General features: G+C 63.5%; 15 protein-coding genes. 6 read left to right on the top strand and 9 right to left on the bottom strand.

The genetic code is table 11. The annotated features are described in order from the left end of the window. Positions 1–13: 13 nt before the first annotated feature. Both AC5ZG1_RS02080 and AC5ZG1_RS02075 read right to left on the bottom strand, forming a co-directional pair. Positions 14–253 (bottom strand): DUF2171 domain-containing protein, encoded by a 240-nt coding sequence (locus AC5ZG1_RS02080; RefSeq protein WP_028168725.1) that lies wholly within the window; start codon positions 251–253, stop codon positions 14–16. Positions 254–320: 67 nt separating this feature from the next. Beyond that, a complete protein-coding gene (locus AC5ZG1_RS02075; protein WP_130226867.1) occupies positions 321–785 on the bottom strand; it encodes a cupin domain-containing protein in 465 nt (154 codons plus the stop codon). 238 nt (positions 786–1,023) lie between these two features. On the opposite strand from AC5ZG1_RS02075, the gene AC5ZG1_RS02070 reads away from it, so the two are divergent. Next, positions 1,024–1,617 (top strand): 3-keto-disaccharide hydrolase, encoded by a 594-nt coding sequence (locus AC5ZG1_RS02070; RefSeq protein ID WP_130226866.1) that lies wholly within the window; start codon positions 1,024–1,026, stop codon positions 1,615–1,617. A gap of 144 nt (positions 1,618–1,761) precedes the next feature. On the opposite strand, the gene AC5ZG1_RS02065 is transcribed toward AC5ZG1_RS02070, so the two are convergent. From AC5ZG1_RS02065 to AC5ZG1_RS02045, 5 genes are all read right to left on the bottom strand, one after another. Next, positions 1,762–4,059: a GumC family protein gene (locus AC5ZG1_RS02065; protein ID WP_496131842.1), complete on the bottom strand. Its 2,298-nt coding sequence runs from the start codon at positions 4,057–4,059 to the stop codon at positions 1,762–1,764. 156 nt (positions 4,060–4,215) lie between these two features. After that, positions 4,216–4,968: a polysaccharide deacetylase family protein gene (locus AC5ZG1_RS02060; protein ID WP_130226864.1), complete on the bottom strand. Its 753-nt coding sequence runs from the start codon at positions 4,966–4,968 to the stop codon at positions 4,216–4,218. A 4-nt stretch (positions 4,969–4,972) separates the two neighbouring features. Continuing rightward, entirely contained in the window at positions 4,973–5,779 is an 807-nt protein-coding gene (locus tag AC5ZG1_RS02055) for a class I SAM-dependent methyltransferase (RefSeq protein WP_130226863.1), read from the bottom strand. 6 nt (positions 5,780–5,785) lie between these two features. Beyond that, positions 5,786–7,228: a lipopolysaccharide biosynthesis protein gene (locus AC5ZG1_RS02050; protein WP_456643216.1), complete on the bottom strand. Its 1,443-nt coding sequence runs from the start codon at positions 7,226–7,228 to the stop codon at positions 5,786–5,788. Continuing rightward, positions 7,222–8,178, bottom strand: coding sequence for a DUF6492 family protein (locus AC5ZG1_RS02045; protein WP_496131841.1), 957 nt, complete (start codon positions 8,176–8,178; stop codon positions 7,222–7,224). Before AC5ZG1_RS02045 ends, AC5ZG1_RS02050 begins: the two co-directional genes overlap by 7 nt. 402 nt (positions 8,179–8,580) lie before the next feature. On the opposite strand from AC5ZG1_RS02045, the gene AC5ZG1_RS02040 reads away from it, so the two are divergent. Further along, positions 8,581–9,567: a glycoside hydrolase family 26 protein gene (locus AC5ZG1_RS02040; RefSeq protein ID WP_456643214.1), complete on the top strand. Its 987-nt coding sequence runs from the start codon at positions 8,581–8,583 to the stop codon at positions 9,565–9,567. A gap of 130 nt (positions 9,568–9,697) precedes the next feature. On the opposite strand, the gene AC5ZG1_RS02035 is transcribed toward AC5ZG1_RS02040, so the two are convergent. Continuing rightward, a complete protein-coding gene (locus tag AC5ZG1_RS02035; protein WP_130226859.1) occupies positions 9,698–10,831 on the bottom strand; it encodes a radical SAM protein in 1,134 nt (377 codons plus the stop codon). A 403-nt stretch (positions 10,832–11,234) separates the two neighbouring features. Between AC5ZG1_RS02035 and AC5ZG1_RS02030 the strand changes: the two genes are divergently transcribed. Then, positions 11,235–12,245, top strand: a complete 1,011-nt coding sequence (locus AC5ZG1_RS02030; protein ID WP_456643213.1) for a glycosyltransferase family 2 protein — start codon at positions 11,235–11,237, stop codon at positions 12,243–12,245. Continuing rightward, on the top strand, positions 12,242–13,555 hold the full coding sequence (locus AC5ZG1_RS02025) for an O-antigen ligase family protein (protein WP_456643212.1): 1,314 nt from the start codon (positions 12,242–12,244) through the stop codon (positions 13,553–13,555). Before AC5ZG1_RS02030 ends, AC5ZG1_RS02025 begins: the two co-directional genes overlap by 4 nt. On the opposite strand, the gene AC5ZG1_RS02020 is transcribed toward AC5ZG1_RS02025, so the two are convergent. Continuing rightward, a complete protein-coding gene (locus AC5ZG1_RS02020) occupies positions 13,525–14,643 on the bottom strand; it encodes a glycosyltransferase family protein (protein WP_496131840.1) in 1,119 nt (372 codons plus the stop codon). The two genes, AC5ZG1_RS02025 and AC5ZG1_RS02020, sit on opposite strands and share 31 nt — an antisense overlap. A 145-nt stretch (positions 14,644–14,788) precedes the next feature. Here AC5ZG1_RS02020 and AC5ZG1_RS02015 point away from each other — a divergent pair, with 145 nt between their 5' ends. Further along, positions 14,789–15,760, top strand: a complete 972-nt coding sequence (locus AC5ZG1_RS02015; protein WP_496131839.1) for a hypothetical protein — start codon at positions 14,789–14,791, stop codon at positions 15,758–15,760. Between the two features lie 15 nt (positions 15,761–15,775). Beyond that, positions 15,776–16,963 carry a GNAT family N-acetyltransferase gene (locus AC5ZG1_RS02010; protein WP_456643209.1) on the top strand — a complete coding sequence of 396 codons (1,188 nt, stop codon included), beginning with the start codon at positions 15,776–15,778 and terminating at the stop codon, positions 16,961–16,963. Positions 16,964–16,965: the final 2 nt, after the last annotated feature.

Raw genomic sequence — 16,965 nt, 5'->3', positions numbered from 1 at the left:
GCGCTGTCGCCGTCTATTGCCGGCCGTGTTGCCAGTGCGTGGTCACCTCGGTGCCCGTCTTGTTCAGATGCACGTGCTGGTCGACATGGTCGACCCAGGACAGCGGAATGAAATGATGGTGCTGTCCGTCGGGCGAGCTTTGCTTGGTCAACTTGATCTTGTCGGTTCCTTCGAGATGATCGACCTTTCCGACCGTCTTCCGGTCCGACGAGATGACGTCCATATGTTCCTTGATCTCTGCGGCCATTGCCATGTTTTATCTCCTTCACGTTTGCGGAGATGAACGTTTGGTGATCGCAAAGGTTGCCCACCCTACGAAATCACTTCTCCTCCGCCGCGGTCGCCGTCGCCGGTCCTTCGCCCATGATCAGGAGCACGGCGTCCTCGTCCTTGGCGCCATCCCAATGCACCTGCTTGCCGTAATGGGTGACGAAACTGCCGGCGGGCATCGCCACGGTGCCCTTGTCCGGATCGAACTTCGGTCCCGATCCAACCCACCAGGTGCCTTGCAGCACGACGATATAGCGGTCGTTCGGATGAAAATGCGGATGGCTGAAATGGTTGCCTTTGGTCCACTTGGTATAGACCACGTAGAAGCCGGGCTTTGCGGGATCACCAACCACCACGGCATTCTGCGCGCCGCGCGCATCCACCGGTCCCCAGGGGATCTGGTCAGGCAACTTATAGACGACGGCGGCGGGATTGAGCTCGGCGGCGGAGCCGATGCTCAGCGTGGCGGCAAGGGCGAGCGGGATCGCAAGGTAACGCCAGGTGCTGACGATCATGACTTCCTCCCGTTTTCGGATGGACGCTTAGGCCTGTCTATTGGGCTCGTCCATCTCCGTTGTCCTCGATGCTAGTCGGGGGCGCTCGCAAAGGACAAGACGCACGCATGCATGCGTGATCGGCGGATGCGCGGCTTGCCGCACAACGCAACTGCAGCATCGAAATCGATTTGCGCTCGCACGCCGCCGTGATTAGTTTGCCCGCACAAATCAAAACAACATCGGGAGGATGCTTTTCATGAAACATGCGTGGACGCTTGCGGCCTGTCTTCTGATCGGCACCGCTCTGTCCTTCAATCTCGCTGCCGCCGAGGGAGACGGCTGGATCACGTTGGTCGACGGCACCAAAAAGGGCGATTGGGACGAGGTGGGCAAGGCGAACTGGACGTTGAAAGACGGCGCGCTGGTCGCCGACAAGCTCGACGGCAAGGATCTGTCCTATCTCGTCAGCAAGACTCCCTACAAGGATTTCCAGATCAGAGCGGAGTTCTGGACCGACGAGGATGCCAACAGCGGCATCTTCATCCGCTGCGACACCAACAAGACCATTGATTCCAAGGTCTGCTACGAGGTCAATATCTTCGACAAGCGGCCCGATCCGACCTACGGCACCGGCGCGATCGTCGATGTCGGCAAGGTCAACCCGATGCCCAAGGCGGCGGGCAAGTGGAATACCTTTGAGATCACGGCGCAGGGCCCGCATCTCGTGGTCGTGCTCAACGGCGAGAAGACCGTCGACGCGCAGGACAGCAAGCACGCGAGCGGTCCGATCGCGCTCCAATATGGCTCGGGCGTGGTCAAGTTCCGGAAAGTGCAGATCAAGCCGTTGTGACGGTTCTCCCTCCCCTGCAAGGGGAGGGCAGGGTGGGGGTGAACCACGAACCCAGGTGCTCGGTGGAGAGAGATGCTCCCCACCCGGTTTGCGCGTCCGCGAAAACCGACCTCCCCTTTTCAAGGGGAGGTGAAGAAGCGGCGCTCACGCATATTGCTTGTCTTGCTGACGGCTCTCCACCACGGGATTGAGCTCGTTCAGGATGACACCGACCAGCTTGCGCTCCGCTCCACCCAGCGCGCTGAGGATGTCTTCCATGCAGTCGTTGATATCGAGATGGACCGGCAGCACCGCGAGGAGGCCATCGGCGAGCTCGAGGAGTTTGCGATCCGCCGCGCTCCACGGCATCGCCGGCCCGTCGAGAATGATGAGATCGTAACCGCCAACGGATCGCGCCTGCGTGACCGACTTGCGGATGGCTTCCGCGGCCCTGGCGTCGTCGCCCTCGATAACGGGCAGGATGGAAATTCCGTTCGCCGTGTTGATGGCACGCGTTGCCTTGCTGCCGATGCTGAGCCAGCCGAGGCGGCCGGCCTCGCGCTTGCCGAGCCTGGTAACCTTGCCCGACAATTCGCGTTTCCGATGATCGGCATCAATCATCAGCACCTTGGCGCCGTCGCGCGCGGCCGAGAGCGCGACGTTCAGCGCCACCACGCTGCGGTCGACGGATGGTCCCGCGCCGATCACCGCCATGACCGGCACGCCGCTCGCGGATGCGCGCTTCTTGAGGGTCGCGGACATGTCGCGGATGGCGCCGAGGAAGGTCATCAGCGGAAAACCCGCGCGCAATGTCGGCCAGCCCAGCCGTGTGACGTCGGCGATCTGGCCGCCGGTGAGGATGCCACCCAGCGTGCGCATCACGTCGGATTCCTGCAGCCGGGCGATCACCGGCTTCTCGATGACGCTGACCGCCGCCTGCGGCGCCGGCTTGCTGAGGACCGGCTGTTTCGCGGGCGCCGCCGTCGCCTGTTTCTCGGGCGAGGTCGACTTGCTCGGCCGCAGCGGGTCGGCGCCGGGCGCAAGCTGGTCGACCGCGATGATCCAGGCAGCGGCCGCGAGCCCGCCGAGCACGAAGCCGATCATGGCAAGCAGGCTCATAGCCGGTGGAAAGGTGCGCCGCTGCGGCACTGTGGCTTCGCCGATGACACGTGCGCTCGAGGTATTCAGGCTTTCCTGTTCCTCCGTCTCGCGCGAACGCTTGAGGAAGGACTGGTAGACGTCGCGACTCGCCTCGACGTCGCGCTCGAGCTCGCGTAGGCGCACCGAGGCCTGGCTCATCTGCACGCTCTGGCGCTTCTGCGCGTCGAGCGCCTTGTTCAGCGATGCCTCATAGTCGCGAGCGCGTGTCAAATCGTTCTTCGCGGCCTGCGCGAAGCGGTCGATCTCTTCCCTGATGGTACGGCGGAGATCCTCGACCTGCTGCTCGACCTGCCGGAGCGCCGGATGCCGCGGGCCGAGTTCGCTCTGCAGCTCGGCCTGCCGCTTCTTGGCATCGGCATATTGCGCGCGCAGGTTCGCGATGGTCGGCGATTGCAGCGCCTCGGGGATCGCGCCGGGGTCGCTCGCATTGCGCCGGCTGGCCTCGATTTGGTCGTATTTCGCCTGCGCATCGAGCGACAGCGCCCGCGCGGCGGCGAGCCGCTGGTTGCTGGCGGAAAGCTGCTGGTCGGCGATCAGCGTGTCCTGGGTGCCGACGAAATTGTTCTGCGCCTTGTAGACCGCAAGCACGTTCTCGGCGTTGCGCAGCCGTTCCTGCAGTTCCTTCAGCCGCCCCGAGAGATCTCTGGTGGCGCGCCGGGCGGCGGCGGCCTGCGATTGCTTGGATTCGGCGAGATAGGCCGTAGAAAGCGCGTTGGCGAGCATCGCCGCCTTGACCGGCTCATAGGACCAGACGTCGATGTCGACGACGAAGGTGCGGTCGGTCTTGCGCACATTGATATGACGACTGAGGGCGTCCAGCGCGCTCATCGTCGCCTGGTGCTGCTGTTCCACCGTCGGACGCTGCTCGAACCCGACCAGGCCGAGCAGCGCGCCGAGGAGGCTCTTGCCGTCGCCGCCGCCGCCGAATTCCGGGTCCTTGTCGAGATTGGTGTTCTTGATGACCTGCAACAGCACGCTGTTGGAGGTGATCACCCGCGCCTCGCTGTCGACCACCATTGCGAGACCCGAAACGTCCTGCGCGCGCGGTGTCAGCTCTCGCTCGACGAGCTGCAATTCGCGCGGGTCGACATAGAGCTGCGCGGTCGCGGTGTACTTCGGAGTGAGGCTCTTGCCGATCCCAACCGCGATGCAGGCGCAGAGCAACGCGGCAGCCGCGACCGCGGCTTTGCGCCGCCACAGCAGCATGACCAGGTCGATCACGTCGAAGCCCTGGCTTCGGCGTGGCTCGCCGGCATCCCGGCTTTTGGCCTGGCTGTTTATCGGCTGGTCGTAATCAAGCATCGACCCCAGCTTCCATTCCAAACGCCGCACGCATCGGCTGAGGGGTTACTCTTCGGGCTGCGCGATGCGCGAGAGCGGACCGCGCGGCAACAACGCAGCAGGAAAAATTAACCATAGTCTTTGAGAGACTATTCACTGAAAAGGCAAACAAAGCGTTTAAGCGCTCGCGCATCGGAACGCCTCTGCCATGGTGAGCGCCGGAATATTCCGCTTCGCCGCCGTTTCCAGCGCGTGATTCAGCAGTTCCGGCGAGCAGCCATACAGGCTGGGCCGCGTGGCAACGTCGTGACTGTAGAAAATTAACCAACCGTTATGGATTTGCGCCTCGTCGAAGGCGCGCTCGATTGCATCGCGATCCATCCGGCGATCGATCAGCGGCATCGCGCGCAGGAACTGCAGGTCGACATTGCCGAAGTTCACGCCCTCCACGATCGAGCGGCAGGTCGCAAATCTGGACTTGAGCAGATATTTGTGCGCGAACGAGCCATAGCCGAATGGATAGGCAAAGGTTTCGATCTGCATCGACGGATCGAGCAAGTCGAAGTAGCGGCGGTTGCAGGCGATGTCGCAGGCAAGCGAGGTCTCATCGAGATCGCAGGCGCGCCGGTGCGAGAAGGTGTGGCAGCCGATCTCGTGACCGCGGCGATGCAGCGACAGCACGTCATCATCATCGCCGGAGCTCCAGTCCGCCGTATCGACGCCGACCAGGCCGCCCGACACATAGAAGGTGCCGCGGGCGCCATGTGTCTCGAGCAAGTCGGCGCCTGATGTCACCGCGCTCTTCGGCAGGTCGTCGAAGGTGAAGCTGACTATCGGCGTGGCGTTGCGCAGCCGAACCCGATCGACCGGCAGATGCATCGCCAGCCGGTGGCTGACCTTCACGACCGCTTCGGACCACAACCCGCGCATTCTCTCACAGTTTCCGCAGGATCACGTGGTAGTCGCCGTGCCGCACGTCGGTCCTGCCGGGGAGAAAGAAGTTCATCGCTTTCGCGGCGGCATCGACCAGCGCGGCGAGCAGGGGCTTGCGCAGGCGCATCTCCGGATAGCGCGGGCTCTCATAGACCTTGCGGTAGATCACTTGCAGGCCATGTGCCCTGGCGAAGGCTTCGAGCTTGCCCAGCGTGACCAGCGGATGGAAATGGGTCGGGAACGGCGCCTCGCCCGGCAGGCCGGCCTTCTTGTCGCCGCGGACATAGCGATAGAACCAGACGTGAAACCAATGCGGCGAATACTTTGTCACCATGCCCGATAGCGATTTCGGATTGGGGGCGCCGATCAGGATCAAGCCGTTCGGCTTGATCGCCTCGCAGAAACCGCTGAGCGCGGCCTCGACATCGGGCACGTGCTCGATGACGTTGTAGCAGACGATGAAATCGAAGCTTTTCGGCGCGAAACGATAGGTCTGGATGTCGCCCAGGATCGTCGCCTGTGCGTACTGGTTGTTCTTGACCTGATCTTCGTCGATGTCGACGACGGTAATATGGCTGCGGCGCAACACCTTGAGCGGCAGGAAGCTGGTCGAGCCGCCGCCGGCCTCGTAGATCGCGAGCGGGCCCGCCGGCAGCGCCGCCTCCAGGATGCTGTGCACGGTGAGGAGACTCTGCCGCGCTTCGCCCGGCGGCAGGTCGAGCAGCGACTGTGGATGCGCGGCCGGCCCAGCCGCGTCGACCACGGGGAGCGTTGCATGAATGCGATCAAAGGTAAGGGTATCGGTCATTGCCTCTTATCCAATGTTGCTGTTTGCGAATTTTGCTCTGAATGCCATGAGGCCATGCTTCAGTCGGCCGCGAATGCGTGCGATGTCGAACAGCCAGGCCAGGACGGCGTAGGTGAGGATGCCAACCACCGCCAGCACGATGCAGGCGGCGAGATCCGGAATGCGCAGGATGCGATCGAGCGCCGCGACCGTCAGCGCCATCGCGAGCGCGGCGATCAGGACCAGCGCCAGCCGGCCGAGCGGCAGCGGAACGCGGAAGGCATAGCGGGTAAGCACCAGCGCACAGGCAAAGCCGATGATGTCGGCGCCGAGCCGCGCCCAGGCCGCGCCGACAGTGCCGTAGTGGCTGACCAAAAGATAGGACAGGATCACATTGGCCGCGATCAGCGAGGCGGTGTTGACGAGATAGAAGCCGTTGCGGCCCGACAGCAGGAAGCTCGCATGCAGATATTGCTGCGTCAGGACCTGGAACACCACGGCGACCGCAATCACCGGCATGATCTCGGCCGCAACCTCGCGAAAATCGGCGCCGAGGATGACGTTGGCGACATGCCCGGAGATCACGGCAAAGCCGAGCGAAGCCGGCAGCGTGATGGACAACAGCAACTCGAGACATTCGGCGAGATGCGAGCGCACCGCGCCGTCACCCTGCTTGGCGTGGATCTGGACGGCGAGCGGAAAAAACGCTGCCGCCATGCTCATCGCCGGCATCATCAGCGTCTGGCGGACCAGGTCGAGCGAGGCGACATAGCGGCCGGCATCGGCCGCACCGACCAGGTTGGCGATCATGAAACGGTCGGTGACGCTGGCGATCGCAAGCAGGGTCAGCGAGAGCGTCAGCGGCAGGCCGGTCCTGGCCACGGCCACGAGCGAGGTGCGATCGAAGCTGATATGCGTGCCGCGCCAGGCGGTGCGCGACTGCACGAGCACGGCGAGCAGATAAGCGAGGGCAGAAGAGAGCAACAGCCAGAAGCCGTTCGGGCTGACCAGCGCGACGACAATGCCGAGTGCGAGCACGGACACAGCGCGCATCAGCGTCGCCTTCATCACCGAAAGCGCCATCAGCCGCGCGCGAACCAGGTCCTGCGTCAGCTCGAACAGGCCGATCGCGACCGAGAGCACAACTGTAGCGAACGCCGCAGTGCCGTCGAGGCCCGCGAGCCGGGCGAGCACATAGGCGATCGGCGCCGTCAGGCAGCAGATCATATAGCCTGACAGCACAAGCCCGCGGACGTCGGTGCCGTCGTTGCGGGCGTGCTCGCTCAGGATCAGATTTCGGAACCAGCCGACCAGGAACACGCTGATCACGGAGGCGAAGCCGATGCCGAGCAGATAGACGCCGTAATCATGCGGCGAGAACAGCCGCGTGAAAACGAACACGCTGAGCAGCCCCAGCAGCGCCGAGAGGATGTTGGCGGTCAGGTTGATGCTGGCTTGACCGATCAGCATAGCGCCGCAAACTCCGTGCGGTCGCCGCTGCTGGTGAGCGAGAGGATCTCGTTGCTGTCGGCGATCGAGGCGCGGATGGTCTCGACCGGCGTTCCGGAGAAGGATGCGATCGAGAACGCGACGTCGTCCTTGCTGGCGCGGCGCAAGAGATCCTGCAGCTCGCCTTTGTTGAGCCGCGGATCGTCCCAATAGCTGACGCAGGGCGTGCTCGGGACCGCGGTATGCCGCAGCGAGGCCGCGGCATCGTTCTGTACGAAATAGCCGTACAGCATGTATTCGGAGAACTCGCGGGTCTTGCACAGCGCCTCGATCCAGTCGAGACCGGTGACGGCCTCGATGCGCTCGGCCAGCGCTCGGGTGGTCTGCTTGTCCCAGAAGATGATGTGCCCGATGAAATCGTCGGCCGGGAACGGCGGCGTCGGCAGCCCCAGCAGTTCATGGCTGGTCACAAGCCAGCGCGAATGCCGCGGCTGGTCTGCGGTCACCATATCAGACATGGTCAGCATCGGGATCGCGTTCGGATATTCGAACCGCGTCAGGTCGAAGTCGCGGAAGAACACAATGTCGGAATCCAGGATGCAAAAGCGCTGGTGAGGCAGTGCAATGGTGGCGGCGATCTTCAGGATCTGCTGCGCATGCCAGCCGTTCACCGGCTTGGCCCGCAGCGACCACCAGAACTGGCGGCGGCGGCGCTGGATCATGCGCGGCAGCGGCCGCAGCCAGTCGGGCAGGAAGGCCGAGGCCGGGATGATGACGCGATGCTCGCTGGCGAGCGGCGCGAACAGCGGCAGGTCGCAATCGGGAACCAGGAGATAATGCTTGGAGAACGAGGTGACATGCCGGTCCACGCTCTCGCAAAGCAAGGTACAGATTTCCAGGTCGCGCCCGTAAGTCGGGGTTAACAACGCAACTGGGTCCATCTCGTAGATCTCTCTGGCGATCACGTTCACGGTTGTCGCTTTCCAAGCCGCGGTTCTTCTCGGTGAGCCTTTCAGCAAGATCGATGCCGAATCGGCGCATCGGCCGCGGCCGGGATCGCCGTTGGTTAATTTTGTTTGCGTTGATGATCGCCGCGCCGTTAAGGCGCGAAGTAACCATAAGAAGCCGTGCTCCGTGTGCGTCGGCGCGGCTTGCCCGTATATTGCAGAGCGTGACCCGCGAATCGCCGATGCCGTTCGGAGCGGGTATGCGTGCATGTGGGACTACGGGATTTCTGCGCGGGGTCGCCGCGGGTGATGCGAAGACTGTGCCATCAGTTCGTTTCGGCACAGCCGTTCCGTCGGCGGTGTCCGCTTTTGAAACGGTGGGCAAGAGGTTGACGCCATTGCTTCGCAAGCTCGCGAGGACAGCACATGGCTGGAATTGAACGATTGAGCCGGCGGCGGTTCGTCGGCGGGATGCTGACGGCCTCGATCGGCGCAGTTCTCGGCGGCGTCGCCACCGCGCGCGACGCAGCCGGCGCAACCTCCCGCCTCGGCGCCGATCCTGCGCGGTTTGCCGGCGCCTTCGTGAACTGGGAGGCTGATGGCCGTGAGCATGCGTTGCAGGCCTGGGAGAAATGGCTGAAGCAGAAACCGTCATCTGTGCTGGGTATGGATTTCTACGGCCAATCGACCTGGGAAGATTTTCGCAAAGTGGATTGGGTGCCGGGCATCTGGAGACGGCTTAATCCGAAACGGAACGTGGTCTGGTCGATGCCGCTGACGATCACGGGAACGCCGCTGGTCGATGTAGCGGACGGCCTGCACGACTCCGAGTTCGAGGCGGCGGCACGCGCGATCTCCGATGCGCAGCCACGCGCGATCATCCGGCTCGGCTGGGAGATGAACCTTTCGCAGATGGGCTGGTTCGCCAAGGGCCAGGAAGCCGATTATATCAGGGCGTTCCGGCGCGTTGCGGAGATCTTCCGCCGCGCGTCCAGCGAGTTCAAGTTTGATTGGTGTCCCGGCTGGGGCGCGCAGGAGATGCCGGCCGACCTGGCCTATCCCGGCGACGACGTCGTCGACTATATCGGGCTCGACGTCTACGACTTCAAATCGGAAGGCTCGGTGGAGGAGCGCTGGCAGACGCTTTACCTCAAGGCGCCGTTCGGTCTCGAATGGCATCGCGATTTCGCCGCGCGCCACGGCAAGCGCATCAGCTTTCCGGAGTGGGGCGTCGGCCATGCCGGCGACAATCCTTACTTCATCCAGAAAATGCACGACTGGTTCGTCGAGAACCGCGACAGCATCGCCTATGCGGCCTACTTCAACGTCGATGGCCTATGGCCGACACAGATCGACACCGGCCGCTTCCCGGAGTCGGAAAAGCTGTTCCGAAAGCTGTTCGGAGGTAGGTGACCTCGTAGCCCGGGTGGAGCGCAGCGCAACCCGGGATATCTCCAGCAACGTTTACCGGCGGTCCCGGGTTACGCTGCGCTTCACTCTGGCTACGGCATTGTTCGGGCGGTAGCAGCTCTGTAGCCCCGGGTTACGCTGCCGCTTCACCCGGGGTGCGATTGCTGTTGACTTCGTTCGCCTGGGCCTTTGTTCCGGTCAACAGGGTCAGGCCCATCTTGAGCTTGTCCTGCAGCGTGCGCTGGGCAAGGCAGGTGAAGAGGCAGAGCTTGTCGCAGGCCACGGTTTCCTTGCGGCGCATGCGCGCTTCCTCGCTGTACCAGATCTCGCGCGCGGTCTGCGTGCGGACGTTGCCGATCGGCTTGAAGAACCAGCAGACCTCGAGGCGGCCGTCGGAGCGGATGAAATAGTTACGCATGCCGACCCTGCAGGGCATGACCTCGGGCGGCGCCTTCTCGCGGCGGAAATGACTGGGCCAGGCGTTCAGCACCGCCTCGCCGTTGAGGATCGGCGCGCCCTGGCGCTTCAGCCGCAGCAGCTCGTCGCGGACGGCGATCAGATCGTCCATCTCCCGTTCGCCGATCCACAACTCGTCCTCGACCTCCTGCGTGCCCATCTCGACCGGCTGGAAGCTCAGCGCTGTGGCGCCGATCTGCTGGATCCAGTCGACCATCTGCGGGAGCTGGCGGAAGTTCAGCCGGTGCACGACCGGCTTGATGATGATTGGAAAATCCAATCCTTCGGCGCGGCGCTTCTCGGAGACATTCCGGATGCCCTGCACGATGTCGTTCAGCGAATTCTCGACACCGCGCGAATAGTTGTGGATGTTCGGATCCCGCGAGTCGATCGAGATATTGATGTTGAAGGGATGCGCCTCGACCGTCTGCGCGACGATCTTCTTGTTAAGATAGGCGCCGCCATTGGTGGTCACGCCCCAATGGATGTCGTTGTCGCGGCAGAACCGGACCAGGTCGAGGAAACCCTTCTTGATATAGGGCTCGCCGCCGGCGAACTCGACATGATAGGCGCCGATGAATTCCTTCAGGCTGGAGAGCGCGCGCTGCCATTCCTCGATCGACATCTCCTCGCGGTAGTTCGGGCGACGCCAATAATCGCAATAGCGGCACTTGTAATTGCAGCGCTCGACGACCTCCGCGAAGATCGCGGCTGGCCGGGTGACATCGCGGCCGGTGCGCAGATAGAGCTCTTCCGACAGCGCGTTGCGGACATGCTTTGTGCCCAGCGAAACGAGGTCTAGCGCTTTCAAGGTGAAACCTCAGACGTTTGCGAGTGTTGTTACGGTCTCGATCGATTTCTTTGTCGTACCGAGAGACAGCAAATCGAATGCCAGTGGGGATGAAGGCTCTTCGTGCCGGCGCTCGCGACGCGTTTAACCTTAACGAATTGCTGCCGACGCGCAGGCCATCGCGCGCGCATCGGTGCGAATCGAATGCGGTCGAGCGCAAACCGCGCGAAATGTCCCCCGATTAACCCTCGCAAGAGATCGTCGCAGCGCCGTGCGCGGCTGGATCGGATTTTGCCATGACACGGCCATACCCTGCGAATCGCTTTGGTGCGGCTCCGCTCATCAACGATTTCGGGACGATTGCGTCCCATGATGGTGGCGTGACCCGTTCTGGGACGGCGTGTCGCGGATTGGGATTGAAGCCATGAACAAGATGTCGATTGCGACCGAGTTTCTTGCAACGGACCGCGCCTGGGTCGCGGCCTCGCCCGGGCTCGACTGCTCGGTCGAGACCGTGGTCTGCATCCCGAGCTTCCGCCGGCCGCAGCATCTGCGGCTGACGCTGGAATCGGTCGCGGCACAGCGCACCGCGCGCCGCTTTGCGGTCGTGGTGGTCGAGAACGATGCGGCCAATTGTGAAAGCGCGCCGGTGGCCGCGGAATTTTTGGCGTCGGGAAGGCTGAATGGCCTCTGCCTCGTCGAGCCGCGGCAGGGCAACTGTTACGCCATCAATGCAGCTTTCGAGACGGCGCTCGCAACCTTCCCGCAGGCCGCGAACTTCCTGATGATCGACGATGACGAGATCGCCTCGCCCGATTGGCTCGAGCGCATGATCGAGGCCGCCGAGACGACCGGGGCGGACGTGATCGGCGGGCCGGTCTGGCCGCATTTCGACGACGAGCGCAAGCGCGGCCTGAAGCGTCATCCGGCATTTGCGCCGGCCTATCATAGCAGCGGGCCGGTGCCCGTGATCTATGGCTGCGGCAATTGCCTGATCCGGCGACAGGTGTTCGCCCGCCTCGGCAGTCCCGCGTTCGATTTGCGCTTCAATTTCCTGGGTGGCGGGGACCATGATTTCTTCGCACGCTCCCGCCGCGCCGGCTTCCGATTCTACTGGGCGACGGATGCGACCATCTCGGAGACGGTGCCGCGGAGCCGGACCAAGCTCGGCTGGATCGTGCGGCGCGGCCTGCGGATCGGTGCGATCAATTATCACATCGAGCGCAAGGGTGCGCAGTCGACGTGGTCGCGTGCCGCTGTGATGGCCAAGATGTTCGGCCTGGTGCCGTTCTCGCTGTTCCGCGCTACGCGCATTGTCTTGAAAGAACATCAACCGATCATCGCCATGCATCCGATGATGGTCGCGGTGGGCAGCGCGCTTGCAGTGCTCGGCATCGAGCCACGGCCTTACGCCGCCTCGAAGATCGTTTCGTGACCGAGTTCCTCATCACGTCCGAAGCCCGGGCTGTCTTCGCCGATGTGTGGCGGCGGCCGGTGATGGATTTCGTCCGCGCCGCGGCCTTCATCGGCATCCTGCTACTGGTGTGGATCTCGCTGCATCCGTTCGACGATCTCAGCGACATGCGCGTCGGTGAGGTGACCTCCGGCAAGGAGGCCGTGCTCTACGCGCTGTTCGGCCTGCTCATGGTGCTGATGCTCGTGTTGACCATGCGCGACAACATGCCCGCGTTGGCGTCGCTGCTGACCCCGGCCTATGTGCTGTTCGGGGTTTGGCTTTGCCTGACGGTCGTACTGTCGTTCGATCCGGCCACCTCGAGCCGCCGCTTTGCGCTGTCGGTATTCGTCGTGGTGGTGACGGCAACGGTAATGCTGTTGCCGAAGTCGCAGAGCGAGTTGATGCGCTGGTTCAGCATCGCCGCGCTGGTCTTGCTCGCGACCTGCTATCTCGGAATCTTGCTGGCTCCGAACCTGTCGATCCACCTGGCGACGGACCCGCAGGAGCCGGCGCTCGCCGGCAATTGGCGTGGCGCCTTCGGGCACAAGAACGTCGCCGCTGCGATAATGGCGATGATGATGTTCCTCGGCGTCTACTTCATCCGCGCCGGCGGATGGATCTCCGGCGTCATCGTCATGGCGCTCTCGGCCTTGTTCCTGGTCTATTCCGCGGGCAAGAGCTCGCTCTCGCTTTGCCTGGCCGTGCTGCTGCTGACCTCGCTGACGTCGTTCGTTCGTTCCTTGTGGGGACGCGGATTGATGTTGTTGCTGCCGCTCATCGTGCTCAATCTGTTTAGCGTAGGCACGGTGCTGAGCGACACGCTGGCGTCAATCGCAAAGCTGCTGCCGCTGGATACCAGCTTCACCGGCCGTTCCGACATCTGGGTCTTTGCCGTCGATTCGCTGCATCAGCGGCTCCTGACCGGCTATGGCTTCGAAGCCTTCTGGGGCAGCAACGCGATCACGAATCTGAAGGAAGGCAAGGAATGGGCGGGCTACGCCTCGCACAGCCATAACGGTTATCTCGACACCGCGCTCGGCACCGGCCTGCCGGGTCTCGTGTTTCTGATCGCCGCTGTTGTCGTCAAGCCGCTGCGCGACTTCCAGGCTGCCGACGAGGGCGGCAATGACGGCCCGCTGTCGATGATGTTCCTGCGGATATGGCTGTTCGGGCTCTATCTGTCGTCGATGGAGAGCTTCTTCCTCGACCGCGCCGATCCGATCTGGGCGACGTTTCTGATCGCCGTGTTCGGCCTGCACTATCTCGCGCGCTTCCGTTTGCGGGCATAGATGACGGTCGCCACCGTCGTTGCCACATCGTGCCACCAGCCGGTGAAATCGAAGGGCGCCTGCGGCGGTGGTTGCTTCGCCGCGGCCAGGATCGCATCAGCATAGGCCTCGCCCGCCGATCCGCGCGGAACCAGGACGATCGCGCCGCGATCGATCAACTGCCTGAAGCGCGGATGATGGTCGAACTCGTCCGCTAGTGCGGGGCCGGTCGCGACCAGCGGCCGGCTGGCCTGCGCGCAGGTGAGGATGCTCGAACGGCGGGCTGTGATACCTTCGTCCAGCGGATAGCAGAAGGCATCGACCTCGCCGAACAGGCCGAACACTTCGGCATCCGAGGCAACGTAGCCGGAGACGATCACGTCCTCACCGAGGCCAAGCTCGGCGGCGCGGGCGTGGAAATTCTCCTCGACCTTGTCGACGCCGCGAATAAAGGAGCCGATATAGACCAGCAGCGGCCGCAATCCGCGAGCCTTCAGGATTGCGCCGATCTCGAGCAGCGCATTCGGCTGCTTGCCCGGATAGATCGAGCCGAAATGGCCGATCACCAATTGCCCGCTGGCGCGTGCCGCTGATAGCCGTTGCCGCAATTCGGAGTCTTCGATCTTCGAGGGCGCCTCGACGTTGGGCGGCAGTGGCGCTAACACGGATTTCGTCACGGCGGAGCTGACCGCAGCGTCGTCGGCAAGCTCCTTCCGCACCAGCGGCGAGAACATGACGATGCTGTCGGCAAGCCACACCGCGGGGATGTAGGTGATCCGCCGCATCCAGTTCAGCCCCGCCCATTCATGTTCGACCAGGACGACCTTGCGCCGCCGGAGCTTCGCGATTGCGAGCGCGATGAGCGGCCGCAGGATCACACGCTTCCAGGCCACGATCGGAAAATTGCAGATCACGCTCTGCGCCGAACCGACCGCGCGCCAGATGTCGCGGAGCGATCCCCGGCCGCGCGTCAGGGTTAACGTTTGGCTACTGCCGGGATCGAGCTTTTCGATCGCGTCAGTCAACAAGCGCGTGAACTGCCCGACGCCGCAATGCATCTCGGCTCCCGCGCCGAGGAACAGCGCCCGATATCGGGGTGTGGAGGTCATCGCGCAGCGGCAGGGCTTCCGGGGTGATCTCGGTTAGCCATACCGCGCAGACCTTAGCTTCCGGTAAGCGCCCGAAACAGTGCCGGCACCGATTTTGCCAATCCTGGCGTGAAGGCTGCCCGTTCGTCCCGTAACGGGACATCGGATGATCAAAACGACGCAAGGCGACCAGGAGCGCGACATGACGACAGGCAAGATCTTCACCAAATGGGACGACACCCATTCGGAGCTCTGGAGCCATCAGCCGATCCGGCTCGAGCATGCGATGCACAAGCAGCCCGCGTTCTCGATGGACGAACTCGCGAAGCTGATCGAGAACTATCCGCGCGAGCATTACAGCCTGGTCAAGACAGGTGCGAAGGGTTCCAGCCGGGTCTGGCGCGAAGGCGAGATCGGCAAGCTCAGTGGCCGCGAGGTGATCGAGGCAATCTCACGTGGCGGTCTCTGGCTCAACCTGCGCAACGTCACTGCCGTCGATCGCCGTTTCCGCGTGATGGTCGACCAGATGTTTGCGGAGGTCGCGGCCAAGGTTCCCAGCTTTGATGCGCCGACGCATCAGGCAGGCATCCTCATCTCCTCGCCAGACGTGCAGGTCTATTACCACTCCGACCTGCCGGGGCAGGGATTGATCCAGATCGCCGGCCGCAAGCGCGTCTATATCTATCCGAACACACCGCCGTTCATCCGGCCGGAGCACCTCGAAGACATCGCGCTGTTCGACGTCGAGGTCGATATTCCCTATGCGTCCTGGTACGACCAGCATGCGCAGGTGATCGATCTCGAGCCTGGCCAGATGTTGAACTGGCCGCTGAATGCGCCGCATCGGGTCGAGAATCTCGGTGTCGTCAACATCTCGATGACGGTGTCCTACGTCGACGACGAGATCCGGCGCGCCCAGATCCTCAATCTCGCCAATGGCATGTTGCGTCATCGTTTCGGCTACACGCCGAAGAGCCGCAGCCTGCACGGTCCGTCCTTCTTTGCCAAGCAGGTGATGCAGAAGCTCCTGCGCGACGGTAAGTGGGTGAAGCGCGAGCGTGCCGTGCGCCGCCCGATCGACTTCCGTCTCGACGAGATCGAGCTTGGCAAGATCGTCGACTTGCCGAAGGCGGCGTGAGCGCGGCATGCGGCGATGACGGTCCTTGCGACATCGGCGGGCAGGCTCTCGGCGCGGGCAGAAGCACGCGCGGCCGGCTACCGCATCGAGATTCTTGCGGACTGGAAGCAGGCCGCGGCGCGGTGGGGCGCATTCGCTCCGCCGACAGCGTTCCAAAATCCGCTATGGTATGAAGCCTGGTACGCCGCCTTCGCCGATACCGACGGCGTCTCGCCGGTGATCGCCTTCGTCACCGATGCCGCGACCGGCGAGCCCGCCGCGCTGTTGCCGTTGATCCGTCATCGGCAAGGCAGCATGCAAACCATCGCGTTCGCAGACCTTGATCTCACCGATTACAACGCGCCGTTGCTTGGGCCCGCCGCGCCGCGCGATGCCGCGGCAGCGCGTGTCTTCTGGCGCGACCTGCGCGCCGCGTTGCGCAAGCTGCCCGGCGGCGCCGATCTCATCCGCTTGCGCAAGGTCACATCCGATCTCGACGGCCGGCCCAATCCGTTGGCGCTGCTCGATGGCGCGGCGGTTTGCCCGGTTAATGGCAACCTCGTCACCACGGGCGACGATTACGACGCCTGGCGCTACACGCTGGAGCGGACGGTGCGCAAGGAGCTGGAGCGGAGCTGGCGCGTGTTTACGCGCGATCCGACGGCGAACTTCGCGATCGCCGCGGACAGTGATGAAGCGCTTCGGATTCTCACGACCACCGAGGCTCAGCAAAGCTCGCGGATGCAGAGCCTGGGAGTCAATTTCATTCTCAATGACGAGAATTGCGCCGCGTTCTATCGCGGCCTGGTCGGCAGCGGCACCGGCAGCGGCTACGCCATCGTGTCGGCACTGACAGCGGGCGAGGAGGTGGTGGCGACGCTGCTCGGTGTCCGCAACGGTTCGCGCTATGTGATGATCCGCATCAGCAACGCCGGCGACAAATGGAGCAATTGTTCGCCGGGCCGGCTGATCATCGAGCGCACCATGGCGGCGCTGCACAAGCAGGGTGTGCGCGAGTTCGATTTCTCGATCGGCAACTACGCCTACAAGCGCCGTTTTGGAGTCAAGCGCCTGCCATTGCTCGATATCAGCGCTGCCTTGAGCTGGCGCGGATTGCCCCATGCGCTCCGCGATCGGGCCGCGCAGGAATTGCGCAGATATCCGAGGCTGACGACGTATCTGAAACGCGCGCTCGGTAAGCCGCCTTCACGCGAAGAGAGCTGATC

The sequence above is a fragment of the Bradyrhizobium sp. Leo78 genome, from assembly GCF_059512425.1.
This window is presented reverse-complemented; position numbering and strand designations above follow the sequence as displayed.